The sequence below is a fragment of the Spirillospora sp. CA-108201 genome, from assembly GCF_050936235.1.
In the GTDB taxonomy this organism is placed as follows: Bacteria; Actinomycetota; Actinomycetes; order Streptosporangiales; family Streptosporangiaceae; genus Spirillospora.
In genome coordinates, this window is sequence record NZ_JBNJNE010000001.1 from 5125015 (window position 1) to 5147150 (window position 22136).

General features: G+C 67.0%; 21 protein-coding genes and 3 pseudogenes. 11 read left to right on the plus strand and 13 right to left on the minus strand.

What is annotated here, in order from left to right:
* Positions 1-185: 185 nt before the first annotated feature.
* The gene (locus ACQEU6_RS24585; protein WP_499335329.1) at positions 186-1169 is read right to left on the minus strand and encodes a helix-turn-helix domain-containing protein; all 984 of its coding nucleotides are present in this window, start codon (positions 1167-1169) and stop codon (positions 186-188) included.
* A 509-nt stretch (positions 1170-1678) separates the two neighbouring features.
* A pseudogene (locus ACQEU6_RS24590) lies at positions 1679-1888 on the minus strand (IS1380 family transposase); the annotation flags it as partial.
* Here ACQEU6_RS24590 and ACQEU6_RS24595 point away from each other — a divergent pair.
* The 5 genes and pseudogenes from ACQEU6_RS24595 to ACQEU6_RS24615 all read left to right on the plus strand — a co-directional run bounded on the left by ACQEU6_RS24595 (position 1803) and on the right by ACQEU6_RS24615 (position 7398).
* Positions 1803-2033 (plus strand): hypothetical protein, encoded by a 231-nt coding sequence (locus tag ACQEU6_RS24595; RefSeq protein ID WP_499340599.1) that lies wholly within the window; start codon positions 1803-1805, stop codon positions 2031-2033. The pseudogene ACQEU6_RS24590 and the gene ACQEU6_RS24595 sit on opposite strands and share 86 nt — an antisense overlap.
* A 555-nt stretch (positions 2034-2588) precedes the next feature.
* The gene (locus ACQEU6_RS24600; RefSeq protein ID WP_499335330.1) at positions 2589-3026 is read left to right on the plus strand and encodes a nuclear transport factor 2 family protein; all 438 of its coding nucleotides are present in this window, start codon (positions 2589-2591) and stop codon (positions 3024-3026) included.
* Positions 3027-3666: 640 nt separating this feature from the next.
* Positions 3667-3795 carry a hypothetical protein gene (locus ACQEU6_RS24605; RefSeq protein ID WP_499335332.1) on the plus strand — a complete coding sequence of 43 codons (129 nt, stop codon included), beginning with the start codon at positions 3667-3669 and terminating at the stop codon, positions 3793-3795.
* A 461-nt stretch (positions 3796-4256) separates the two neighbouring features.
* Positions 4257-4719: pseudogene (locus ACQEU6_RS24610) on the plus strand (IS701 family transposase); the annotation flags it as partial.
* 2364 nt (positions 4720-7083) lie between these two features.
* A complete protein-coding gene (locus tag ACQEU6_RS24615; RefSeq protein WP_499340334.1) occupies positions 7084-7398 on the plus strand; it encodes a tetratricopeptide repeat protein in 315 nt (104 codons plus the stop codon).
* Here ACQEU6_RS24615 and ACQEU6_RS24620 read toward each other — a convergent pair.
* On the minus strand, positions 7395-7682 hold the full coding sequence (locus ACQEU6_RS24620) for a DUF397 domain-containing protein (protein WP_499335334.1): 288 nt from the start codon (positions 7680-7682) through the stop codon (positions 7395-7397). The genes ACQEU6_RS24615 and ACQEU6_RS24620 overlap by 4 nt on opposite strands.
* A complete protein-coding gene (locus tag ACQEU6_RS24625) occupies positions 7663-8214 on the minus strand; it encodes a DUF397 domain-containing protein (protein ID WP_499335335.1) in 552 nt (183 codons plus the stop codon). Before ACQEU6_RS24625 ends, ACQEU6_RS24620 begins: the two co-directional genes overlap by 20 nt.
* On the opposite strand from ACQEU6_RS24625, the gene ACQEU6_RS24630 reads away from it, so the two are divergent.
* Together ACQEU6_RS24630 and ACQEU6_RS24635 are read left to right on the plus strand one after the other, a co-directional pair.
* On the plus strand, positions 8110-8367 hold the full coding sequence (locus ACQEU6_RS24630; protein WP_499340601.1) for a hypothetical protein: 258 nt from the start codon (positions 8110-8112) through the stop codon (positions 8365-8367). The genes ACQEU6_RS24625 and ACQEU6_RS24630 overlap by 105 nt on opposite strands.
* 201 nt (positions 8368-8568) lie before the next feature.
* Positions 8569-8850, plus strand: a pseudogene (locus tag ACQEU6_RS24635) (IS110 family transposase); the annotation flags it as partial.
* 130 nt (positions 8851-8980) lie between these two features.
* Here the strand turns inward: ACQEU6_RS24635 and ACQEU6_RS24640 are convergent.
* The 4 genes from ACQEU6_RS24640 to ACQEU6_RS24655 all read right to left on the minus strand — a co-directional run bounded on the left by ACQEU6_RS24640 (position 8981) and on the right by ACQEU6_RS24655 (position 13960).
* On the minus strand, positions 8981-10207 hold the full coding sequence (locus ACQEU6_RS24640; protein WP_499335337.1) for an IS110 family RNA-guided transposase: 1227 nt from the start codon (positions 10205-10207) through the stop codon (positions 8981-8983).
* A 316-nt stretch (positions 10208-10523) separates the two neighbouring features.
* Positions 10524-11573 carry a pentapeptide repeat-containing protein gene (locus ACQEU6_RS24645; protein WP_499335339.1) on the minus strand — a complete coding sequence of 350 codons (1050 nt, stop codon included), beginning with the start codon at positions 11571-11573 and terminating at the stop codon, positions 10524-10526.
* An 839-nt stretch (positions 11574-12412) separates the two neighbouring features.
* Positions 12413-12778 carry a hypothetical protein gene (locus tag ACQEU6_RS24650; protein WP_499335340.1) on the minus strand — a complete coding sequence of 122 codons (366 nt, stop codon included), beginning with the start codon at positions 12776-12778 and terminating at the stop codon, positions 12413-12415.
* Positions 12779-12835: 57 nt separating this feature from the next.
* Positions 12836-13960, minus strand: a complete 1125-nt coding sequence (locus ACQEU6_RS24655; RefSeq protein ID WP_499335342.1) for a glycoside hydrolase family 76 protein — start codon at positions 13958-13960, stop codon at positions 12836-12838.
* A gap of 282 nt (positions 13961-14242) precedes the next feature.
* On the opposite strand from ACQEU6_RS24655, the gene ACQEU6_RS24660 reads away from it, so the two are divergent.
* Complete coding sequence (locus tag ACQEU6_RS24660) at positions 14243-14995, plus strand: DeoR/GlpR family DNA-binding transcription regulator (RefSeq protein WP_499335343.1); 753 nt, start codon at positions 14243-14245, stop codon at positions 14993-14995.
* A gap of 496 nt (positions 14996-15491) precedes the next feature.
* Here the strand turns inward: ACQEU6_RS24660 and ACQEU6_RS24665 are convergent, their stop codons facing one another.
* Positions 15492-16079: a tyrosine-type recombinase/integrase gene (locus tag ACQEU6_RS24665; RefSeq protein ID WP_499335345.1), complete on the minus strand. Its 588-nt coding sequence runs from the start codon at positions 16077-16079 to the stop codon at positions 15492-15494.
* 106 nt (positions 16080-16185) lie between these two features.
* On the opposite strand from ACQEU6_RS24665, the gene ACQEU6_RS24670 reads away from it, so the two are divergent.
* Positions 16186-16314, plus strand: coding sequence for a hypothetical protein (locus ACQEU6_RS24670; RefSeq protein WP_499335347.1), 129 nt, complete (start codon positions 16186-16188; stop codon positions 16312-16314).
* Positions 16315-16373: 59 nt separating this feature from the next.
* On the opposite strand, the gene ACQEU6_RS24675 is transcribed toward ACQEU6_RS24670, so the two are convergent.
* From ACQEU6_RS24675 to ACQEU6_RS24690, 4 genes are read right to left on the minus strand one after another with little or no spacing between them, the layout of a single operon-like run.
* Positions 16374-17168 carry an ABC transporter permease gene (locus ACQEU6_RS24675; protein ID WP_499335348.1) on the minus strand — a complete coding sequence of 265 codons (795 nt, stop codon included), beginning with the start codon at positions 17166-17168 and terminating at the stop codon, positions 16374-16376.
* 40 nt (positions 17169-17208) lie between these two features.
* The gene (locus tag ACQEU6_RS24680) at positions 17209-18246 is read right to left on the minus strand and encodes an ABC transporter substrate-binding protein (protein WP_499335349.1); all 1038 of its coding nucleotides are present in this window, start codon (positions 18244-18246) and stop codon (positions 17209-17211) included.
* 34 nt (positions 18247-18280) lie between these two features.
* Positions 18281-19147, minus strand: a complete 867-nt coding sequence (locus ACQEU6_RS24685) for an ABC transporter permease (protein WP_499335351.1) — start codon at positions 19145-19147, stop codon at positions 18281-18283.
* Positions 19144-19983, minus strand: a complete 840-nt coding sequence (locus tag ACQEU6_RS24690) for an ABC transporter ATP-binding protein (RefSeq protein ID WP_499335352.1) — start codon at positions 19981-19983, stop codon at positions 19144-19146. Before ACQEU6_RS24690 ends, ACQEU6_RS24685 begins: the two co-directional genes overlap by 4 nt.
* 314 nt (positions 19984-20297) lie before the next feature.
* Between ACQEU6_RS24690 and ACQEU6_RS24695 the strand changes: the two genes are divergently transcribed.
* The gene (locus ACQEU6_RS24695; protein ID WP_499335354.1) at positions 20298-21107 is read left to right on the plus strand and encodes a nucleoside phosphorylase; all 810 of its coding nucleotides are present in this window, start codon (positions 20298-20300) and stop codon (positions 21105-21107) included.
* A gap of 26 nt (positions 21108-21133) precedes the next feature.
* The gene (locus ACQEU6_RS24700; RefSeq protein WP_499335356.1) at positions 21134-22135 is read left to right on the plus strand and encodes a dihydroorotate dehydrogenase; all 1002 of its coding nucleotides are present in this window, start codon (positions 21134-21136) and stop codon (positions 22133-22135) included.
* The last annotated feature ends 1 nt before the right edge of the window (position 22136 follow it).

The following is a 22136-nucleotide window of genomic DNA, read 5'->3' on the forward strand; positions in this document are numbered from 1 at the left end:
GCGGCGGCCGCTGTGCTCCGACCTCCCAGGAAGGCGGTGACCCAGGGAACGACATGAGGGCCGACCTGACCGGGACGGTGAGCTTGCCAACGGTTTCAGCTCTTACTTCTCGCCCCCGTTGGCCTTCCTCACCAAAGGATGCAGACCGAAGGCGATCTTGTCGTTACGCGTGAGTGCACAGGTCTTTAGTCAGAGCGCACCGTCGCGCACTGCTGGCGGAACTGGCGCGGTGACAGGCCGTAGGCGCTGCAGAACGCCTGGCTGAAATGCGCGGGGCTGGTGAATCCCCACCGGGCCGCGATCGCCTTGATCGGGCGGTCGGCCAGCCGGGGGTCGGCCAGGTCGCGGCGGCACCGCTCCAGGCGACGCCCGCGGATCCAGCCGGCGACGGTGTGGCCCTCCTCGTGGAACAACTGGTGCAAGTAGCGCAGGGAGATGTGGTGCGCGGCGGCGATCACGCCCGGGGTCAGGTGCGCATCGCCCAGGTTGGCCTGGATGAAGGCGTGGATCTGTGCCATCAGAGCACGCCGCCTGGTGTGGGCCGGCACTGCCTCGTGGGCGTCCAGCGCGCCGGCCAACGCGGCGGTCAGCACATCAAGGGTCAGGGTGGATACCCGCGCCGCCTCGGTCGGGCTGAACTCCTCCAGGCGCCGGGTCAGTTGCAGCAGGAACTGCGAGGCCAACGCACCGATGCCTCGGTCGCCCCGGATGCGGACCGCGCTGAGCCCCCGCACGCCCCGCTCGGGCAACGGCAGCATCGAGCGCGGGAACTGCAACGACAGCAATTGTCCCCCTGCGGGATCGCTCGACCCGAACCTGGTCAGGTAGGGACGCGAGCTGTCGCGCAGCATCAGATCCCCGACACCCAGATCCGCCTGCCGACCGGCTTGCTCCCCGATGGCGTGACCGCGAACGGTGCAGGTCACGAAAAGGGTTTCCGGGTCGGACCGGCGGATCAGCCGGGGCGTGCGCCGGATCGTCAGCGACGGCGCGGTCAGCAAGGATGCCTGAACGAGGCCGAGCCCGCTGAGCGCCACCTGAGCTTCAAACGCGCTTTCCGCATGCGGTTCGCAGCGCACATCCAGCGGCATCCACATCTTCGAGCTCATCTCGCGCCAGAAGGCCAATCGCTCTTCCGCGGGGACCTCGGCGAAGCTGACCACGTCCATGGCTTCTCCACGGTGGAGTATCGCTGCGGGGTCCGACCCAGCATCGCCCGATCAAGCCTTCGGATACAACCCGGACGGCTGCCCTCTCTAATCACCCCCTACGCCCAACCAGCGAGTTCACCTCGATCTTTCGTGAGGTCGGTTGGGTCGCGGAGCGGCCCAACCGACCCTCCGTTTTCAGTGGCGGGTCAGCCGTTGGGACCGACTGTCGCGTCGGGTGGGCGGGGTCCCATGGGCCCTGGTGGTCTCCTCCTGGGGTCGTTGGGACGGTTGGTCCCTGGTCAGGGTGCGGGCAGCATCTGCAGCCGGGTGATCGCGGTGGTGATCGGGCCGGTCCAGGGCCAGCGGTGGCTCAGGCGGAGCTGGAGCCGTCGTCCGCCGCGGACCAGGCCACCGGCGGCGGAGAAGATCCGCAGCCGCAGGCATTTGGGGTTCCCAGGTGCGGGCCGGCCCGTCCAGCGCGAGCATCTGGGCCCAGGCGGTCAGTTCCGAGGCCAGTGCGACCAGGACGCCGGGGATCTGGTTGAGGGCCAGGCGGCCTGCGTGACGTGATCGGCGGCGGTGCCCGGCCCGGCGTTGCCCGGTCGCAGCACCAGTGCGGCAGCCTCCCCGGCCCCGCCCGGGCCGTGGTCGATGAACGCGGTCATCGGGTGGACCCCGAAGGTGCGCTTCCACGTCGGGGCGACTTGTTCCTTCTCCGAGTGCGCGAGCACGAGCGTGATCCACCTGATCCCGGTCGTGCTCGGCGCAGGGCGGCGGCTGTTCGGCGCAGACCGCATCGAGGTCGAGCTGACGCGTGTGCTCGACGCACCCGGGGTCACGCACCTGCGCTACCGAGTGGCGTCAGGAACGGCCGCAGGCTGACGCTGCTGATGTGGTCTCGATGGGCGGCTTCGCCCACAGCGGCCTGAAATAGACCAGCAAGGGCATCCGCGCTGGCGCTGGCGCACGAGGTCCGCGCCACCGCCGACCCTGCTGGACCCTCGCCAGGAACGTCCGGCCAGCCGGATCACCGCATTTCCGTGCCGATCACCTAGCCCCTTGCGTAAGCGCCGGCAAGCACCATTGGTTATCCAGGTCGAGTCGCTGGACGCAACACACGCCGATCTTGCCGCCAAAGGGATCGAGCCCAAGCCGATCGAGCATCCCGGCGGCCCCGCCGGGCCGCGGACCTCCTGGAGCACTAAGCCGCCCGGTCCTTTCCGAACGTCCCCGCTGACTGCGCCGCCGCGGCATTGCTGGCGCTGTGGGCGGGGAGGGCGGCGTGGGGGAACGGTGCTACAAATGGCGGCCAGATGGTTCGGAAACCGTGGACTCCCGCTAGGAACGCTCAGGGGAGGACTCGGCGCGGCCACGTACCTGCCTGAAGGGCTGGTGGAGACCGTTGACCAGGAATGAGAACACGTTACAGTTTCAGCCATGGGCACAGTCACTTGGGACGCGCCGGACGGCGACCACCCCGCACGCCGGGCGGTGCGCGCGGCGATGGCCGCGGCCGCGGGCGGGCGCAAGCAGGAGTGGCTCGCGCTGTTCGGCCCGGACGCCGTCATCGAGGACCCCGTCGGCCCCTCGATGCTCGATCCCGAGGGCAAGGGGCACCGAGGGCCGGACGGGATCGAGCGGTTCTGGAACGAGAACATCGCCCGGGTGCGCAAGTTCCACTTCCGGGTGAGCGACTCGTTCGCCAACGGCCCCGCCTGCGCCAACGTCGTCACCATCACCGCGACGTTGGACGGAGGGACCACCACGACGATCGACTGCCTGACCGTCTACACCGTCGATGACGACGGCCTGATCACCTCGTTCCGCGCCCATTGGGAACCGGACCGCGTAATGGCCACCCTGACCTCCCCGTAAGACGCAGGGAAGCGGCTTCAGGGCCATGCGCGCTCCCCGGCACCGTAGTGGCTCCCCACGCTAGCGGTCGTGCTGTACACCGCCGAGCTGACGGTCGCGCTCGCGGTCATACTCACCGGGGTCTTCGTTCCGCCCCGCGGTGAACGAGCGCGCTTTCCGGCTGCTGCACCGGATGACCGGCCACCCCGAACCGGCCCACCCGGCTCCTTAACGGTGCGCATGCCGAAAACTACGTCCGCGCAGGTCAAGCAGAATGCTCGTACTCGTTGAGGATTCCGACCAGACGTTGCCTTCTTTAGACGTTCAGGTGGGCGGTCTGGTCTGGTTGGCTGATCGGTGAAGGCAGCGGGGGGGCGGTGTGCCGGTGGCGGGTGCGACGTGCGACCCGGTCGTCGCGGTCGGCGGGGGTCTGGGGCTGCGCCGCCGCTTTCGGTGGTGGTGGTGAAGGATCCGGTGGCACGCTCGGCGCGGTGGTCAGGTGCTGCAGGTGGCCGCGGTGTTCGGCGAGGGTGTGTTCGACGGCGTCGCCCAGGTTCGACCACAGAGCGCTGGTGGGCCGTCGGTGAGGTGCCCGTGGCGGGTCTCTTATCCGGCGGCCTGCTCCCAGGCGCGGTCCTGGACCCCGGTGGAAGCCGGCTGTGTGCGGTACCAGCCGGGTGCGGCGGTCTACATGCGGACGGCGACCGTGACGGCGCTCACTGCGGTCCGCGGGCTGGTGGTCCCGGCCGCCCGTTTCACAGCGTTCCTGGACGCCCATCCGGCGACGTGATTGCTGGTCACCGGCACGTTCGTGCGGCGGCTGGACGACGCGGACCGGCGGGTACAGGCGAACGTTGCACCTGCCGAAAACTCTACCCGTGCAGATCGGGCCAAGCCGCTGGCAAGGGATCCGCCAGATCGTCAACGCCCCATGTCGGCTCGTTGTCGGCTCGGCGGTTCCGAACCAGATCGGCACGCAGCGGCACAGTGCGGCACGAGAATCGGGCTCGATGCGGACGGATCGACACAGGCAGACACTGAGCAGGCCGCTCCGAAACAGCAGTTTCGGACTTACATGCCCCGATCTGCTCGGCCAACCAGTTCGCAGGGTCCACACTGTTGTCGGCGGCCATCGCGTTCCTCTCCTTCTGATCTTGGTCAATTCAAGGATTCACGCGGTGGCCGTCTCAGTCACGACGCCATGCCACTTGACCTGGTCAAACTCGTACACCACGTCCATGGACGCAACCGACCGGATTGCCCGAACTGGTGCGGGTGGCCGGGTCCCGCTGGAGCGTGGAGGAATGCTTCCAAGCGTCCAAGAACGAGGTCGGCCTGGACCACTACCAGGTCCGCAAGCACACCGCCTGGTACCGGCACGTCACCTTGGCCATGGTCGCCCACGCCCACCTGGCCTTCCTGGCCGCCGGCCCACCTTCAGACTCAGGCACTGACGGCGATGGCGAGGCCGACGACCTCGTCACACAGGGGGCCCGACCAACAGGGACGACCACGTCGCAACGACTCAGACACAGACGAACCCGACGAGCTGGCCCCGCTCACCGTCAACGAGATCCGCCGCCTGCACGCCCAACTCCATCAGCCCCGGCACCCACCCCGACGCCGAATCCACTGGTCACGCTGGCGACGCCGCCACCAAGCCCGCGCCCGCCGCTGCCACTACCAACGACAACGACGCCTCATCGATCACTAAATGCGGCTGGAGTATTAAGGACCATCCGTAACAAACGTCTCCTACCAAGGGATACTACATAGAGGTCTAGCGTTACCTCGAACGATCCATCGATCCCCGAGGGGGCCCGGCTGTGAGCCCAACAACTCAACGAATCGTAGGGGCGATTGGAACAATCATCGTTGCCGCGTCGATTAATATCGCAACGGGTTTTTTCACCGACCACAAGGCATTGCACTGGTGGGTCACAGGAGTCGCACTTCTCATACTCGGTATAGCCGTCCAGTGGTGGCTTCCAGTGACAACACAATCGGGCCAGAGAGCTGAGCAGTCCGTGACGGGCGCGACGGCTGGTAGGGCCCTCCGTCAAACCATGCATGGCACTGGGCAGCAAAAAGTAACCGATTCTCAAGTTGGTACCAACCTAACCCAAGAACAAAAAGCACAAGACTGATGCGCTGGCGACCATTCCAAAGCAAAAAGCGCACGCAATCCACTTACCAGCAGGTCGACAGGACCTCCGTTGGCCGTGACCTGATTATTAATTACAATCAATCCGAACCGTCCACCGAGCATGAAGAACGCAACAGAGATACAGGTCAAGGGATACTGTTTCCACCTTTGGGGCGTCTACCAAAGCAAGTCCGAGGTCGCGAGAGCCTGATAAATGACTTGAAGCAGCTGGTGGATACACCTGACGGGCGTGTGCACGTCCTGACAGGTATGGGGGGGACGGGCAAGTCAACGGTCGCCTTGGCAGTGGCGGAAGCTGCAATGGCCACAAGAAGGATCGTATGGTGGGTGACGGCGGTAGACAGCGGATCACTGACGTCATCGCTGCTCAATCTTGCCGTCGAACTCGGAGCCAGCGTGGGTGAGGTGGAAGCTACAAGAGCTGGCCGCCGTGACCCTTCGGATGTGCTGTGGCCACAACTCCTTCGCCACAGAGGTTGGCTGCTAGTGGTCGATAACGCGGACGATGTTTCAGCGTTGTCATGTGCGGGGAACCCGGTTCAGAATGGGAATGGCTGGCTGCGGCAGTCACAGCGTGGCTTAGTGTTGGTGACCAGCCGGGAGAATGACCCGCAAGCATGGGGCCGTGGCGTAGAGCAACACTATGTAGGTTGGCTTGCCGACCGGGATGGCGCACTAGTTCTAACGGACCTCGCCCCGAATGCGGGGCCTGCCATCGATGCTGAATCACTATCAGCGCGCCTGGGGGGATTGCCCTTGGCGCTGCACCATGCGGGCCTACAAATTTCCTCCCCTTTTGCAACAGAGAAAACCTTCAACTATTACAAACGTGCTCTGGAGAGCGATTTCCCCGTCCTATTGGAGGGCAACGCAAGTGATCGTGAGTCTGTAACCGGCACATGGGAGGTGTCACTCAGACAGCTCGGCTCGCAGGGCCTTCCCCAAGCCCGAGGGCTACTTCAAGTGCTGACTTGGTTCGCGGGGGCGATTCCTATACCTGCCCGGCTGCTGAACCACCGGATCCTCGCTAAAGCATGTCCTGGTCAGGATATACAAAGAGTGATCTCGGGCCTGGAGGGCCTGCAATCTGTGGGGCTTATACTTGAGGCGAGTTGGGATAGAAGCAGCGCAACATCTCACGGTTCGACGGGAGATGTGGATAGCAGAGGGATAACCATCCACCCTCTCGTTGCGGAGACCATACGCCACTTTTCATATTCATCAAGCGAGCCCGGGCAGCCCACTCTCGAAAGTCCATGTCTCACCCCGCGTGAATCCATGGAAATCGCTCTGGACCTACTAACGACTGCAGTCGATGACCTCGATACCGAGAAGTCCGATGACTGGCCTATTTGGCTAACCCTAAAGCCTCACCTGGAGGAGGTAATCAGACATTTTAACGCGGCACCGTTGCCGGCTATCACATACAGGTTTGTTAAGTATCTCGAACATAGCGGAAGTTACGGCGACGCGATTTCCATTCAACTAAGATACCTGAGATCGCTGGAGGATGCTCTCGGAGCAAAGCACGTGGAGACATTGCACGCCAGAACCTGCTATGCAGACCTTCTTGGGCAGGATGGAAAACCCGACCGAGCGGTCGAAGTTCTTACTCGAGTGACCACGGACTGTCAATCTACCCTGGCTTCAACAGAACCCGCATCGCTTATAGCGAGAGCGGATCTTGCCCACTGGATCGGCGAAACAGGACAAGCGGATTTGGCTTGTCATCAGTATGGAGCCGTCATTCCCCTTATGGAGGAAACTATGGGGGAGGGGAACACTCACACGCGCATACATCAGGCAAATTTCGCTTACTATACCGGTAAGGCCGGCGATCCTGCCGGTGCTCGAGATAAATTCGCAGATATCGTGTCGTCAAGAACCCGGCTGCTTGGACCCGAGCACCCCATGACTTTGGTAAGCAGACTTAATCATGCTCGCTGGACAGGGGATGCCGGAGACGCGGTAACCGCTCGAGAACTGACTGCGGAGATCTTGCCTGTGCGCATTCGCGTATCTGGCGCCGAGCATCCCCATACCTTGATCGTGGTTAGCAACCTTGCTCGATGGACAGCAGAGAGCGGAGACATCTCGTCGGCTTGCACCCTACTACGAGACCTGATTCCGGTTTGCGATCGGATTCTAGGTGAAGATCATCCGATATCGGTCAAGGCAAGGGCGAGACTTGAAGCATGGAATTCCAGGCAGCACTCCTGGGACTAGACGTCCAAATGGCCGCTCTTAAGGGCATTCAACAAACGGCGAAACAAAACGCCCGGAATCACTACAGTCACTGCTTGAGACTTACTGTCACGAACGGCAACGCCATCCTTGGTTGGCGCGACCTCCACACAGGAATCCTGCGCTTCGGAGTAACTACTCTTCCGCCAGACGTGTTGCGTCATACATGTCCCCTCAATTATGCCCTTAGCCCCACTTGTAAATAGTGTACCACTTGATCCAGTAAAGCTCGATAATGCGATCCCTTTATAGATTGTAACAATCATTTCTTATGGCGCACAACAATCTACGAAAGACAGGATTTGTGATCAGAATAATCGCTTCTCGAGACTTACTGTCACGAACGGCGATGCGGTCGGCGGCTCGCGCGACTTCCACGCAAGACTCCTGCGCCTCAGATTGACTACTCTTGCGCCATTCAATAAACATCCATCTACGACCTTGAGAGACGGGGTTGATCAGGCCCTGCTTATTGCTCCAGCCGCACTTGGAGATCTCGGTCTGATCGAGGCCGGGACGTAAGGCGGGCACCGCTGTGATCATGTGGGTGTGTTGGAACCATACGATCGGCGGTGTCTGTGCCGCCCACTGTAGAAGATGTCGACCCCCGGCCGGGTGGGCTGATCGGCTCGATGAGTTGCTTGCGCAGATAGTGGCTCCGTTCTTCGGGCGCAGGTGATGCAGCGTGCGCATGTGGTCGAGCAGGCGATGCTTGAGGACGCGACCGCGCTGGTGCCCGGCACGGTGCAGGGGCTGCACGAGCTCGCCGACATCTACCTGGACTTTCATCTGTCCCATCCGCACATCGCGCGGTTGTGGCTGCACCGGTGGTTTGCCTCGAAACTCGCAGTCTGCCGACAACTCGGCCTACCGCTCGGTCATTCGCTCAGCCCCGTTCCCGTTTTCACGTCCCCGCCATGGCGGGGAGCCAGGTCACCAGGCCCGGCATGACTCAAGCCCCGTGTCGCATGCATGATCCGGGGGGTGTTGTCACCGGGCCCGGGTGGCGTCGGTGGACCGCTCATGGGGACGAGGCAACCTTCTGCGACGAAGTCATCGTCTCGCCGTAACGTGGATGTCGGCAGCCGTCGCCAGGGCTTGTGACCAGGCCGAACACCCTCGATCGAGGTGAACGTGAGCGTCGAGTACGCGATGTTCTTGGGGTTGGACGTCGGCAAGGGCGAACGCCACGCCTGCGCCCTGGACCCCGCCGGCAAGCTGCACGACAAACCCCTGCCCAACGACGAGCAGCGGCTGCGTGCCCTGTTCACCCAGCTCGGCCGGCACGGCCGGGTGCTGGTGGTGGTCTATCAGCCCGCCTCGATCGGTGCGCTGCTCGTCGCCGTCGCCGTCGCCGTCGCCCGCGACCAGGGCTGCCAGGTCGTCTACCTGCCCGGCCTGACCATGCGGGGACTGGCCGACGTGCATCCGGGCAACCACGAAAGGATCATCGAACCCGTTCTGTTCCGCGCGCGGTCACCAGGCGGTGCGCGTGGCCCGCGCGACGGCCCGGGTTCCGGTCCGGGCAGAACGGGATAGGTCAGACACCCCATGTCGTTTGATGTCAAGCGGCATGGAGGTGTGCGTGGTGCGACCAGGCGGTCGCTTCGTCGTAGAGGGTGCGGGTCTTGAGGCATCCGTGGAGGATGCCGACGAGGCGGTTGCCGAGCTGGCGCAGGGCGGGGTTGTAGCCGGTCTCGCGGGCGCGCTGTTTGTCGTAGTAGCGGCGGGCGCCGGGCGAGGCGCGCAGGGCTGAGAACGCCTGGGTCTGCAGCGCGTCGGCGAGGCGGTTGTTGCGGACGTAGCGGGCCTGGACGGTGTGGCTCTTGCCGGAGGCCCGGGTGATGGGGCTGGTGCCGGCGTAGTTCTTGCGGGCTTTGGCGGATGCGTAGCGGGTGGGGTCGTCTCCGAACTCGGCGAGCACCCGGGCGCCGGTGATCTCCGCGATGCCGGGCATCGAGAGGTAGATCTCAGCGTCCGGGTGCGTTCGAAAATGGGCCTTCACCTGCTCCTCCATTGCGGCTATCTGCTCGTTCAGCGCGATGATCAGATGGGCGTGGGCGGTGGCGGTGGCCGCGTAAGCGGCGGTGACCGGCTCGGGCAGGCCGAGCTGCCGTTGGCGCAGCGCGGTCTGGATCGTGGCCGCTTTGGCGTCCCGGTTGCGTCGGCGGGCGCGGGCCAGGACGGCCGTGATCTGGGTGCGGGTCAGCTTCGCCCCGGCTGCCGGGGCGGGCGCCTTGATCAACAGTTCCGGTGCGTCCGTGCTGGTCAGGGCCAGGTCGGCGTAGGCGTTCAGGGCAGCGGGGAAGTACTCCCGCAGCGTGCTGCGCAGCCGCTGGAAGGCGCGGGTGCGTTCCCAGATCAGGGTCTGGTGGGCGCGGGCGACGACCTTGACGGCCTGGGCCTGGGCGCTGTCCCCGGCCACCGGCCGCAGTTGGGCCCGGTCGATGCGGACCATGTCGGCCAGCGCGTGTGCGTCGCCCTTGTCGCTTTTGGCGCCGGAGGAGGCGTACCGCTCCTTGAACCGGGCCACCTGCCGGGGATTGATCGCATAGACCTGGTAACCGGAGGCGATCAGGGCCTGCACCCATGAGCCGCGGTCGGTCTCGATCCCGACCACGACCTCGGCGGCATCAAGGTCCCCACCGCCGTGCTCGGCGACGAGCTCGTGCAGCTTGGCGATCCCCTCCACGCCCTCGGACAACCTCGCGGCGGCCAGTTTCCGGCCGGTCTCGTCCTGGACCTCGACATCGTGGTGGTCTTCGGCCCAGTCATCGCCGATCAGCAGCACTCGTCCTCCTGGTCAGGTACTTCGCTCCCTGCAGCCTGCGGAAAGCGCGGCACGCGGCCTAATGGATCCAGTGCTCACACCCCACTGGGCGGGCACGCCACCCCATCAGCGGTCTGGCCTCCCGGCCGACCAGCAGGGGCACGGTCTGACCTCAGAAGTCGGACGGCTTCCGGCGGCGGGAGTGCTCACCTGCTGGCGGCTACGGCTACCGAGTCTCTACGACCCGGCAGCTCCCATTAGGCGGGGGCGCGGTGACGCGGCCTGACCACCGTTGTGTCGATCCTGGCTGTGGGCTTCACGGTCAGTGCGCGGCCTGCTATTGGACAGCTCCGAACCTGGTGCGCTTGTCGGTCGTTGCCATAGACCGAAGCTGCTGCTCGGATCGGCCGATGATCTCGCGCAGGTCCGCGCCCCGCAGATCCGCGCATTCCAGGTCTGTGCCATGCAGGTTGGCGCCCCGCAGATCCGCGCCCGCCAGGTCCGCATCTTTTAGGTCCACGTTCAGCAAGTTCGCGTCCCGTAGGTCTGCGTCTTTGAGGGCCGCGCGCTGCAGATGTGCGCCCCGGAGGTCCGCGCCCCGCAGGTCGGCGCCCCGCAGGTCAGCTTCCTGGAGGTCTGCGCCTCGCAGATCCGCGCGATGGAGGGCCGCGCAATGCAGGTAGGCGATCTGCAGGTCTGTGTCCCGCAGGTCTGCGCCCTCGAGATCCGCGCGCTTGAGATTCGCGTGCTTGAGACACGCCTCCCGCAAGTTCGCGCCCCGCAGGTCCGCATCGTGCAAGGTCGCACCCCGCAGATCCGTGCGCCGCAGGTTCATGCTGCCAAGAGCCAGACCGGCCAGGCGGGCGGTGGTGAGGTGGAGGCCACTGAGGTCCACCTGCCGGCGTTCGGGGCGGTGGGGGCGGCGGCCGAGCGCGGTCAAAGCGGCCTGGACGTCGGAGTCAGGCCGGTCGGTTAGCGCTGGACGCCTGCCGAGACTCGGACCGCCCTGGTCCAGGCGGGCTTCGGAGGCTCGGTGACGAATGAACGATTCCAGCACCTCGACGACGTCGTCGTGGTGGGTGCGCGAATCGCTGGCGACGTGCCCAAGAGCGTGAAGACCGCCGAGGCGAGCTTCAATATTGGCAGAGCCGAGCCGTTCCACCGCCTTGGCGAAGCGGTCGGTGACTTGCCCCCGATGGCTGAGCCGGTAGGAACGAGCGGTGTAGAGAAGCGACACCGTGACCACCACCGCGCCACCGGCAGACACCACGAGCAGCCGCGCGTTGTGGCGATCCTTTGGATCGTGCTGATGCATCCAGTCGGGCATTCGCCACAACGCGACCGCATAGGCCGCCGTCAGCGCGACCATGCCGACCCCGGCCAGCACTGTCCCACCGCCGCGTACGACCGGCCGCGCGAGCCCGTACTGCACTCGGCGGCGAAGACGCATCATTCGATCCACAGCACTCTGACGCCACTGACCGGCGAGCGGTTCGCGAGCAGCGTTCCTGCCGGCGCCGTGTCTCTACAGCCTCATGGCGGTCGCGCTCGGCTGGTCAGGGAGTTTCGAAGGCCGCTGGACCGAAGCCGCCGTGCATCGCCGCACATCGAGGCATCGGCAACCTCACTGCTTTGTCACCGCCTGCCGGTCTGGCCTCGCCGCCACCGGAACGAGAACTGGATCATGTCGTGTCGGAAGCACTCACACTGATCGCCCAGCGCCAACCAACGACCGCTGCGATCCGTACCCGCGCAGGCCCCGCCACGCTCGACCCGGCCGCGAACCACCCCAACTGCGAAACCTCCTCGTCTGACACCAAGAAAGCCAGCACCCCGTGAGCATGTCTACGTTCCACCTCCAAGCGGCCCCAAGGGCAGACGTCATCTGGGACCGCGGGGCTCGGGGGTCCCGCGCACGCCGGGGATGGTCCGGCGGTTGGGATCATGCGCTGGCGTGCGTTGGGTCGGCCCGCGCCGCAGAGGTGGTGGCGCGAGTACACCACGCCATGGCCGGGCAGCGCGGCGTCCGCCGTGGCGGGCGCCTGGCCGCGCGCCCACGCCGGCTCGCGCATCACCCGAACAGGTACGGGAGGCGGTCAGGTTACTGCCGCGGGAAGGGCGGGCCCAGAGCCAGTCGGGGCGGTGACCTGCCCTAGCACGGTATGGCCGCAGCCGGAGTAGTGCAGGACGAATCCGGACGCCCAGACGTACGACCACCCCAAGCGATCACGCCGTGGTGAAGGCAGCGGCATTGCTCTTCCCCCCGAAACACATCCGCCAAGGTCCGCGGATGGCGTGCAGGAACGCGGCGTTCTGCTCGGCGGTCCACACCGCCACCGCCGGCCGCTCCCCGGTCCGTTCCCGGTGCTCGACTCGGGCGACGGTCCACACCACCGCCCGCGGCCGCCGCGCCGCCGGCATCGCCAGCAGCGCCGCCGGGTTCTCGCTGATGAGGCCGTCCCGCAGCGCGGTGTCCAGTGCGCTGCGCAGTGTCGAGCGGATCCGGTTCAGCGTCGCCTGCCGAATCCGCCGCCCCTCGGCCTGATGGTCGTCCACGATCGCGGCGAACATCTCCCGCCGGCCGGTGTTCACATGGCGTGGCGGATGTGGCGGCGTCGTCGTGGGCGGGCGAGTCCGTTCGCTCAGTGGTTACAGGACGGCGGTGAGCAGGCTTACGGCGGACTCCTGGCGGGCGATGTCGGCCTGGTCGAACGGGCCTGTCCAGCGCAGGCCGTACTGGTCGGCGTTGTTCCGGCCGTAGGTGAAGGCGGAGCGGGCCTGGGTCGTCAGGTAGTTCCGGTACGGGTGGCCGGGGAGCGCGCGGTCGAGTTCGGCGAGGTTCCGCGCGAAGATGCCCTTGAACGCCGCCTGGTCGGAGTTGCACGTGACGGCGGCCTCGCAGGGTTCTGTGAGGATTCCGCGCGGTGACAGGCCCGGGTCGGTGGTCACGGCGTCGGCGATCCGCCGGGCGGTGGCGAGCAGGGACGGGTCGCCGGTGGCGCGGTGCAGCTCCGTCAGGCCGCCCAGGATCACGCCCTGGTTGTACGTCCAGGTAGTGCCGCCGTTGTTGCCGCAGTTTCCGCTCTGCGTCGCCAGGCCGTCGTTGACCAGGTGGGATCCGTTGATCATCCCGCTACGGGCGAACCAGCGCCAGGCCTGGCGCGCGCGGGCGAGGTACTCGGTGTCGCCCGGGATCCGGTTGTGCAGGGAGGCGGCCAGTTCGAAGTAGAGCTCGTTGCTGATGGCGTTCTTGTAGGTCTTCCCGGGCAGGTCCCACCAGATGCCGCCGCCGCAGGTGTCGTCCCAGTACTGGCGCATGTACGCCTCGTCGGTCTCAGCGATCTTCAGGTACCTGGTGTCGCGGGTGAGGTCGTACATGCGGACCATCGCCAGCGCCCACCAGCCGGTGTCGTCGGTGGAGTCCGCGCGGAACTCGCCGTCGCCCTGCGGCCACCAGGGCAGCGGCTTGCGCTGAAGCTTGATGGTGTTCTTCACCTGGGGCAGGTAGCGGGTCGAGCGGGTCCGCACCATGTAGTCGAGGAGCGCTTGGAGCGCGTTGCCCGACTGCCACCAGGGGCTCTCGGGCTGCCAGCGTCCGCTCGCCTGGTCGTAGAACCCCATCATCGCGTCGACGGCCGATGTGGCACGGGCCCGCGCGGTCCTGTCCTCGCCCGCGTCCGCGCTTGCGGCGGACGTGCCCACGGCGAGCGCCAGCACGGCGCCCGTCACGAGGGAGACCAGACCCTTTCCCGTACGTCGCTTCAGTCCGGTCATCGCGCACCCTCCATGGCAACGAGACGTCCCAGCCCATGGCCTCCGCCCGGGCGGGCAGTGCGCTGAATTGTGCCCCGGGCGGGACGAGGCACGCAAGAGTCGTCAGGATCGTTCACATATGTGAGCGTTCTTGCTTGAAATTGTCGGAGGCGTCGGTTGGTTTGCCGTGACGGCGGGCAGGTGGGGAGCGCGTGTCGGGTCGTGCGCCCACGAGCGCCGACGCGCAGGAGCGTGATGGAGAATGTCTGGTGGTGATCGGTCTTGCGCGAGTACGGTCGGCGCATGCTCCGGGACCGACGTCATGAGCTGATCCTCCGCGTCCTGCGCTCCGAAGGGCCGGTGACGGTGGAGACGCTGGCCGGGCGCTTGGCGGCGAGCCTCGCCACCATACGCCGCGATCTGCAAAAGCTCGACGAGGAGGGCCTGCTCAAACGGGTGCGCGGCGGTGCGATGCCGGTCGAGGGCCATGACGCCCCCTTCACGGACGTCGCCGAGGTCCGGCCCGCCGAGAAGGACGCCGTCGCGCTGCGCTGCGCCGAGCTGATCCAGGACGGCGAGACCGTGCTGCTCGACATCGGCACGACCGCGCACATGGTGGCGCGGCACCTGCGGGGCCGGGCGCTGACGGTCGTCACCAGTAGCCTCCCGGTGGTCGAGACGCTGGCCGACGACCAGCACGTCCGACTCGTCGTTCTCGGCGGCATGCTGCGCCGTGACTACCGGTCGCTGGTGGGCTACCTGACGGAGGACAACCTGCGGCAGATCCACGCGGACCGGCTCGTCCTCGGCACCAGCGGGATACGGCCGACCGGAACCGTCATGGACACGACGGTGGTCGAGGTGCCGGTCAAACGAGCCATGATCGCGGCCAGCGGGCAGGTGGTCCTCGTCGCCGACGTCGGCAAGTTCCCGGGCACCGGCATGGCGAAGGTCTGCGATGCCACCGACCTGGACGTGGTCATCACGAACGCTCCGGTCGATCCGGACACGGGGGCGGCCCTCGTGGATGCCGGAGTGCAGGTGCTGGAGGTGTGAGGTGCTCGGCGTCCGCTGAACCGCTGCGGCTGTTCAGACGTCGCTTTCTGGGAGTGCGCTTGCCGAAAACTCCATCCATGCTGGTCAGGCCGGGTTGCCGACGAGCAACCCACAAGATCGCCAACGGCCCATGTCGGCTCGTTGTCGGCTCGGCGGTTCCGAACCGGATCGGCACGCGGCGGCACGAATATCGGGGACAGCGCGCCGCAGACAAGCCCGCCGCCAGACCACGCCTCGGGGTAGCTGCCCAGCAGACACCGAAGGCCAAGGCCCCAAGGCCGCGCCTGACTGAACGTCACGAACGAGGGAGGCCGGTGCACGGGCGCTCCCACGCTCCGCAACACACTCGTAAGCCGCGACGGAAGGTGCACCGGCCGCCGGCGCGGGTCACTGGCGAGTGCCGTCGCCGGTTCCCGCACGACGGCACCCGCCGGTCAGCCTGCGTCGCCGCCTTGAAGGGCTACTTCAAATGACCGCAAGCCTTTAGCGACCGGCCTTAACTTCGATCAGCCGATGTGGCGGCCCGAGTGAGCCTTACGGGTTCGCCGGATCGCTTCCTGCCGGATCCAGTACCGGGCTTTGCGTGGTCGGGCAGGGTTACGACGGTCCTGCGGTGGCGCTTGGGAGCGGGCGGGTCGGCGTTCAGGATGATGGCGGCGGCGTCTTCGGCCGATTGCCTGGCCAGTTGCGGGAGCAGGCTGGTGTAGGTGTCGGCGGCGATGGTGATCGAGGACAGCCGCAGCGTCTCCTGGACGACCTTCATGTCGTATCCGGCGGCGAGCAGGAAGGTCGCGGCGCCATGGCGCAGGTCGTGCAGCCGGATCGGCGGCAGTCCGGCCTCCATGGACAGCTGCTCGAACTGCTCGGTGACTTCAGCCGGGTTGACGGGTTTCCCGGTGGATGTGGTGAAGACATATCCGGTTTCGGTCCAAGCGTCGCCGGCAGCGAGGCGCTCGGTGTCCTGCCGAGCCCTGTGGGCCCGCAGTTCTTTGATGGTGGTGGTGTCAAGGCTGCGAACACGGCATAGTCGGCCGTCACCAACGGTCAGGCCGGTCGGTCCCAGGGCGGCGAGTGCGGCAGCCATCCAGGCGCGCGACCGCACCGCCTACCGCGCACCGCTGGACCGGCTCGGCAAGGCCGGCAAGGCCGGCAAGGCCGGCAAGCGCAAGGAACTGGCCGCCGCCACCACGATGGGCCCTGCCAAGTCCCTCATCCAGGACGCGAGCCACTTCGCCACCTTCCGCCGCCCCGATCAGTTCCTCGACCTGATGCGCACCAAGGTCCGGCCCCTGCTCGCGCGCCAACCGGTCACCTGGTGAAGCGGGGCCCCTGAACCGCGGGTACGCGACGCGTTGGCAACGCCCCCCTCTCGGGCAGGTCAGGTGGCGCCAAAGCGGTTGCTCAGTTTGCGCTCGACCAGACCGACCACGGTGTAGAGCAACCAGGCCAGCAGACAGAGCAGGCCGAGGGAGACGATGACGAGGCGGATGTCATCGTTGTCCTGGGCCTGCCGTTCCAGGTAGCCAAGTCCTGCCTCGGCGCCGATGAACTCGCCGATGACCGCCGCCGTGACGGCCTGCAGCACGCCCAGCCGCAGACCGACGGCGATGGCCGGGAGGCTGTAGGGCAGATCGATCTTGACTGCCCGGGCCACCGGGCCGATCTTCAGCAGCCGGGCCAGGTCGTCCACCCCGGTGGGGATGCTGCGCAGCCGCATCGTCATGTTGATCAGCACCGGATAGAACGACACCAGCGTGATCAGAGCGATCTTGGAGCCGATGCCCAGGCCCAGCCAGAGCACGATCAGCGGGGCAATCGAGATCTTGGGCGTGACCTGGGCGATCACGATCAGCGGCATCAGTACGCGTTCCGCCAGGGGGACCCGCACGAACAGCATCGCCAGGACGACTCCGAGTGCGCTGCCGAGCAGTACGCCTTGGACGACCTCAGCGAGCGTCTGCTCGAGATGCAGGGTGAGCGCGCCGTCCTGGGCCAGCGCCCAGCCGTGCGACGCCACCGCGCCCGGCGTGGGGAGCCGGTAGGCCGGGATGCCGAACGCGACCGTCACGAACCACCACAGCACGACACCGGCGGCCAAGGACAGGGCGCCCACGAGCACCGGCCGGGCCGCCCTCAGCCGGTCGGCGGTACCCGGGCCGGGACCCGCCGGCATCGGTGCTCCGGCCGGTCCCTTCGCGTCCGAGTGGGCCGGACTAGGCGAGCGCATCGGGCTTCACCACGAGGTCAGCGGCCTTGAAGGAGGAGTCGATGAGCTTGAATCCGACCTGGGCGTCGATCGCCTTCTGCCAGCGGGCCTCGTCCGGGTAGCCGAACTCGTGCTGCCGGGTGGTGGCCGACTGCCAAAGGCTCTTGATGAAGACGTCCTGGATGACGGTGGTGACATCCTTCTGCTGGCCGTTGAAGGTCGGGGCGTACTTCTGCACCGCCATGTCGACCGCGGCGGCCGGGTTCTTCGTCGTATACTCCAGGCCCTGGTTGAGGGCCGTGGTGAACGCCTTGACGGTCTTCGGGTCGTCCTTTACCTTCTCGGGGCTGCTGATGACCACGTTTCCGAAGGACGGCAGGTACTGGTCGCTGAGGATCTGCTGCACGTCCACCCCAGCCGACTTCAGCGTGTAGTAGCGGAGCCGGGAGAAGACGATCGCGTCGACCTGGCCGTTCTTCAGCGCGTCGACGATGGCGCCGGTACCGATGGTCTTGACCTTCACGTCGCCGAGCCCCATGCCCGCGCTCTTGAGCATGGCCTGGAGCTGGAGGTAGTTCGGGCTGCCGAGGTCGGTGACGGCGACGGTCCTGCCCTTGAGGTCGGCGGGTGAGGAGATCTTCGCGTCGGTCTTCGTCAGCAGCGCGCCGATGCCCTGCTGGTAGGTGGTGTGGACGACCTGGGTCTTGACGCCCTTGGCGTAGGCGGTGATGACCGAGTCGCCGTTGGGGAAGCCGAAGTCGACGTTGCCGGCCGCGACGTTCTTGACGATGTCCGAGCCTTGGGCGTAGGTGAACTTCACGTCCAGGCCGGCCTTGGAGAAGTAGCCCTGTTCTTTGGCCTCGTACAAGGGCGCGTAGTAGGGGACGGCGGAGCCGTCGATCTGGATGGTCACCGACTTGGTGCCGCCCGCACCGGTCTCCTCGCCCTTGGACCCGCCGGACGAGGCGGGGCTGCAGGCGGCCAGTGCGACGCCCACCAGCAGGGCGGCGCCGATTCCGGGCACGCGACGCAGGTATCTCTTCATGGTTCTCCTTCAGGAAGGTGAAAACGCGCCGGAGTCAGCGGTCCCAGCGCAGCAGGCGCCGTTCGACCAGCGACACGAGGCCGAAGCCGAGCAGGCCGACCAGCACCGTGATCAGCACGGCGGCGATGAGCAGGGGGGTGTCGTTGGAGGTGTTGCCGAGGATCATCAGGTAGCCGAGACCGCGTTGCGCTGACAGGTACTCGGCGAGGAAGGCACCGGTCATCGCGTCGATGACCGCGATCTTGGCGCCGGCCAGCAGCGCGGGCGTCGCCGCGGGAATCTGGATCGTCAGCAGGTACCGCGCGCGAGACAGGTTCAGCAGCCGGCCGAGGGAGGCCATGTCGTCCCGCACGTCGCGCAGGCCGAGCATCGTGGCGGTCATCATCGGGAAGAACGCCAGCAGCAGGATCAGTACGAACTGCGAGGTCAGGCTGAGGCCGAACCACAGGACCAGCAGCGGCGCCACGGCGATTTTCGGCGCGGCCTGCAGCAGGACGACGTAGGGGTTGATGACCTCGCGCACGATCCTGGACGACCACAGCGCCCACCCGAGCGCGATACCGATCACCGAACCGCCCACGAACCCGAGCACGATGTTGCGCGTGGTGTAGCCGAGGTTGGACCACAGCTGGCCTTCACGCGCGAGGTTCTTCGTGGCCGACAGGACCTTGTCCGGCGCGGGCAGCAGGTAGCTCGGCACGTCCGCGTATCGCACGTACAGGCTCCAGGCGCCGATGATGACGACCGAGTACAGCACGGCGGTCAGGACACGTTTGCCGGTCTTCGCCAGGCCGCGGCGCCACTCGGACCTCCGTTCCACGCCGTCCCGGTCACCGCGCCGGCGGAGGCCGCCGGGCCCTCCGCCCGTCCCGCGAGCGGGTGCCACCGTTCCGCCGGTCATTCCAGCTCCTGGCGGAGCATGCCGGCGAACTCGGCGAACTCGGGCAGCCTCCGGGTCTCCGGATTCCGGTTCCGGTCGAGCGGCACCCGGTGGACGGCCTTGATCCGTCCCGGCCTGGCGGACATCACCGCCACCCTGTCGGCGAGGTAGGTGGCCTCCTCCACGCTGTGCGTGACCAGGATGATCGTCTTGTGCGTCGTCTCCCAGATGCGCAGCAGGTCGTCGTGCAGCCGGTCACGGGTGATGGCGTCCAGCGCTCCGAAGGGCTCGTCCATGAGCAGGATCTGCGGATCGTAGGCCAGCGCGCGGGCGATCGCGGCGCGTTGGCGCATGCCGCCGGAGAGCTCTTTGGGGAAGGACCCGGCGAAGTCGGTGAGCCCGACCAGATCGAGCAGGTCGCGCACCCGTGTGCGCGCCTCAGCGGACCTGTCCCGCTGCGCCTCCAGGCCGAGGGACACGTTGCGTTCCACCGAGCGCCAGGGCAGCAGCGCCGGTTCCTGGAACACGAACCCGATGTCCTTGCCGGGACGCGGCGGCCTGGTCCAGGAGAGTTCGCCGGTGAAGTCGTCGTCGAGTCCGGCGATCATTCGCAGCAGCGTCGACTTTCCGCACCCGGAGGGGCCGATGAGCGCGACCACCTCGCCCTCGGCGACGTCCAGACGCACGTCGGACAGTGCCACGACCCGCTGGCGATGGGCGCCGACGTAGGTCTTGTCGACGTCCCGGATGGAGAGGAACTCCGTCATCGGCCCGCTGTTCTCCTCCGCGCCGGGACGGAGCCGCCCCGCGGCCACCCGCCGGCCGTCGTCCTGCGACGCCACTTGACGATGTCGCACGAAGCCTCCCTCGGTCTCTGCGTCGTGCCGGCTCTGCACAGTGCGGCCGTGACTCGGGCAGGACCCGCGGCCGTGTCGGCGCCGTGTGCAGCGACTTCCCAATATCGGAAAGCCACCCTCCATCAATGGAAGTCACAGAGTGCAGTCAATTTCGGACCATGTCAAGACCGGCTTAAGTGAATCTACCGGACATCTTTCGAGGTCCGCGTCTCCAGTTACGGGCAGCTCACTCTCCGTCACGGCATTGACGTCACGCTGGGCAGTGGTAGAGACTTCCATCTTCGGAAGGTCATTTTCCACTTCTGGAGGCTCTGATGGCCCGTAGCGCCCGGGATCCCTGGCGGGACGGTGTTGCCCCGCACGTCCCTGCCCGCGCCGGCACCTTGCCCGCGGCGTGCTTGTTGCCCGGCGATCCGGCCCGGGTGGACCTTGCCGCCACGGTGCTCGACGACTTCGAGATCGTGGGACACAACCGCGAGTTCCGGCTCGGTGTGGGCAGCCTGGGAGGGACGCCGATCGCGGTGTGCTCGACCGGCATCGGCGGCCCCTCGACCGAGATCGCGGTGGTCGAACTGGCCAGACTGGGCGTGACGACGGTGCTGCGTACCGGTGGCATGGGAGCGCTGACCGAGCGGATCGCGGCCGGCTCGCTGTGCGCCGTGACCCGTGCCGTGCCCGGGGGCGGCGCGGCCGTACCGTACGCCGTAGGGCAGGACGGCCGCGCGGCCGAACCGGAGGTGACACGCAGCCTCGCCGACGAGGCGGCGGCCCTGGGCATCGCCCTGACCGAGATCACCGTTGCCTCGTGCGACTCCTATTACCTCGGTCAGGGACGCTCCCTCCCCGGCTACGAGGAACAGGCCGCGACCCGCTACGAGGAGTTGCGGTCGCTGGGCGTGGACGGCATTGACATGGAGACCGAGACCGTCCTGGCGGTGGGCCGGGCGATGGGGCTGCGCGCGGGTGCGGTGCTGGTGGCCCACGCCAACCGCGCCACGGACGCCTGGCTGGAGGACTACGAGCCCGCCCAGCTCACCATGCTGCGGCTCGCCGCGCGCACGGCCCGAGCACTGTCGAGCGCGGCGCGACCGAATCCGGCGCCGGATTCGGCGGCACGATCATGACCGCGTTCCGGCGGGCGACTTCCGGCTTGCGCGCAGGCGACGCCCGCGAGCGGTTCTTCGCCGGCGGGCCCTCCCGGCGCAACGCCGACCTCTCGGTGACCGTGGGGGAACTACGCCTGCCCAGCCCCGTGATGCCCGCATCCGGATGCTTCGGCCCGGAACTGGCCTCTCTCCTGCCGATGGACGAACTCGGCGCCGTGGTCACCAAGACGGTGTTCACCCAAAGGCGCGGCGGCAACGCCGCCCACCGGCTCACCGAAACCCCGCTCGGCATGATCAACAGTGTCGGCATCCCCAGCCCGGGGAGCACCGCCTTCCTCGCGGACGTGCTGCCGCGCTACCGGGCGACGGGACGTCCCGTCGTGGTCAGCATCGGCGGTCTGCGGGTCGAGGAGTACTGGCGCATCGCCGACGAACTGGCCGGCGTCGACTGCGCGGCCATCGAGATCAACGTCTCCTGTCCCAATCTCGAACACGGGGGTCTCGAGATCGGGACAAGTCCCGAGGCCGTGCACCGTGTCACCGACGGCGTCCGGCAGCGGGTGGGCGGCGTACCGGTCTGGGTGAAGCTCACGCCGATGGCAGCCGATGTCGCCGCCGTCGCCGAGGCGGCGCAGGACGCGGGGGCACAGGCCCTGACGGTCGCCAACTCCTTTCCCGGAATGGTGGTGGATCCGGACACCGGGACGCCCGTCCTCGGCAACGGGGTGGGCGGTGTGTCCGGCCCGGCGATCAAGCCGCTGGTGCTGCGCCTGGTGTGGCTGGTCGCCCGGGCGGTCTCCGTCCCGGTCATCGGGTGCGGCGGGATCGGCTCCGCCCAGGACGTCCTGGACCAGCTACGTGTCGGCGCGTCCGCCGTCCAGGTCGGCACCGCGACCTTCGCCCGCCCCCAGGCGATGGCGGAGATCGTCCGCGATCTGGACGCCATGTGCGCGCGGGCAGGCACCTCTAGTCTTCAGGGGCTGGTCACCGCAAGAGGGTGTCGCCAGCACACCACAACCCGCTTCACCGGCGAACGGACGGCTTGAG

What these genes read in the sequence shown, in the direction of transcription:
- ACQEU6_RS24585 (WP_499335329.1), bottom strand. Translation starts at nt 1,169, where the DNA reads ATGGACGTGGTCAGCTTCGCCGAGGTCCCCGCGGAAGAGCGATTGGCC.
- ACQEU6_RS24620 (WP_499335334.1), bottom strand. Translation starts at nt 7,682, where the DNA reads ATGATTGTTACAATCTATAAAGGGATCGCATTATCGAGCTTTACTGGA.
- ACQEU6_RS24665 (WP_499335345.1), bottom strand. Translation starts at nt 16,079, where the DNA reads ATGGCTGCCGCACTCGCCGCCCTGGGACCGACCGGCCTGACCGTTGGT.
- ACQEU6_RS24660 (WP_499335343.1), top strand. Translation starts at nt 14,243, where the DNA reads ATGCTCCGGGACCGACGTCATGAGCTGATCCTCCGCGTCCTGCGCTCC.
- ACQEU6_RS24600 (WP_499335330.1), top strand. Translation starts at nt 2,589, where the DNA reads ATGGGCACAGTCACTTGGGACGCGCCGGACGGCGACCACCCCGCACGC.
- ACQEU6_RS24615 (WP_499340334.1), top strand. Translation starts at nt 7,084, where the DNA reads ATGACTTTGGTAAGCAGACTTAATCATGCTCGCTGGACAGGGGATGCC.
- ACQEU6_RS24670 (WP_499335347.1), top strand. Translation starts at nt 16,186, where the DNA reads ATGGGCCCTGCCAAGTCCCTCATCCAGGACGCGAGCCACTTCGCCACC.
- ACQEU6_RS24655 (WP_499335342.1), bottom strand. Translation starts at nt 13,960, where the DNA reads ATGACCGGACTGAAGCGACGTACGGGAAAGGGTCTGGTCTCCCTCGTG.
- ACQEU6_RS24675 (WP_499335348.1), bottom strand. Translation starts at nt 17,168, where the DNA reads ATGCCGGCGGGTCCCGGCCCGGGTACCGCCGACCGGCTGAGGGCGGCC.
- ACQEU6_RS24625 (WP_499335335.1), bottom strand. Translation starts at nt 8,214, where the DNA reads ATGGGACAGATGAAAGTCCAGGTAGATGTCGGCGAGCTCGTGCAGCCC.
- ACQEU6_RS24595 (WP_499340599.1), top strand. Translation starts at nt 1,803, where the DNA reads ATGAACGCGGTCATCGGGTGGACCCCGAAGGTGCGCTTCCACGTCGGG.
- ACQEU6_RS24685 (WP_499335351.1), bottom strand. Translation starts at nt 19,147, where the DNA reads ATGACCGGCGGAACGGTGGCACCCGCTCGCGGGACGGGCGGAGGGCCC.
- ACQEU6_RS24680 (WP_499335349.1), bottom strand. Translation starts at nt 18,246, where the DNA reads ATGAAGAGATACCTGCGTCGCGTGCCCGGAATCGGCGCCGCCCTGCTG.
- ACQEU6_RS24695 (WP_499335354.1), top strand. Translation starts at nt 20,298, where the DNA reads ATGGCCCGTAGCGCCCGGGATCCCTGGCGGGACGGTGTTGCCCCGCAC.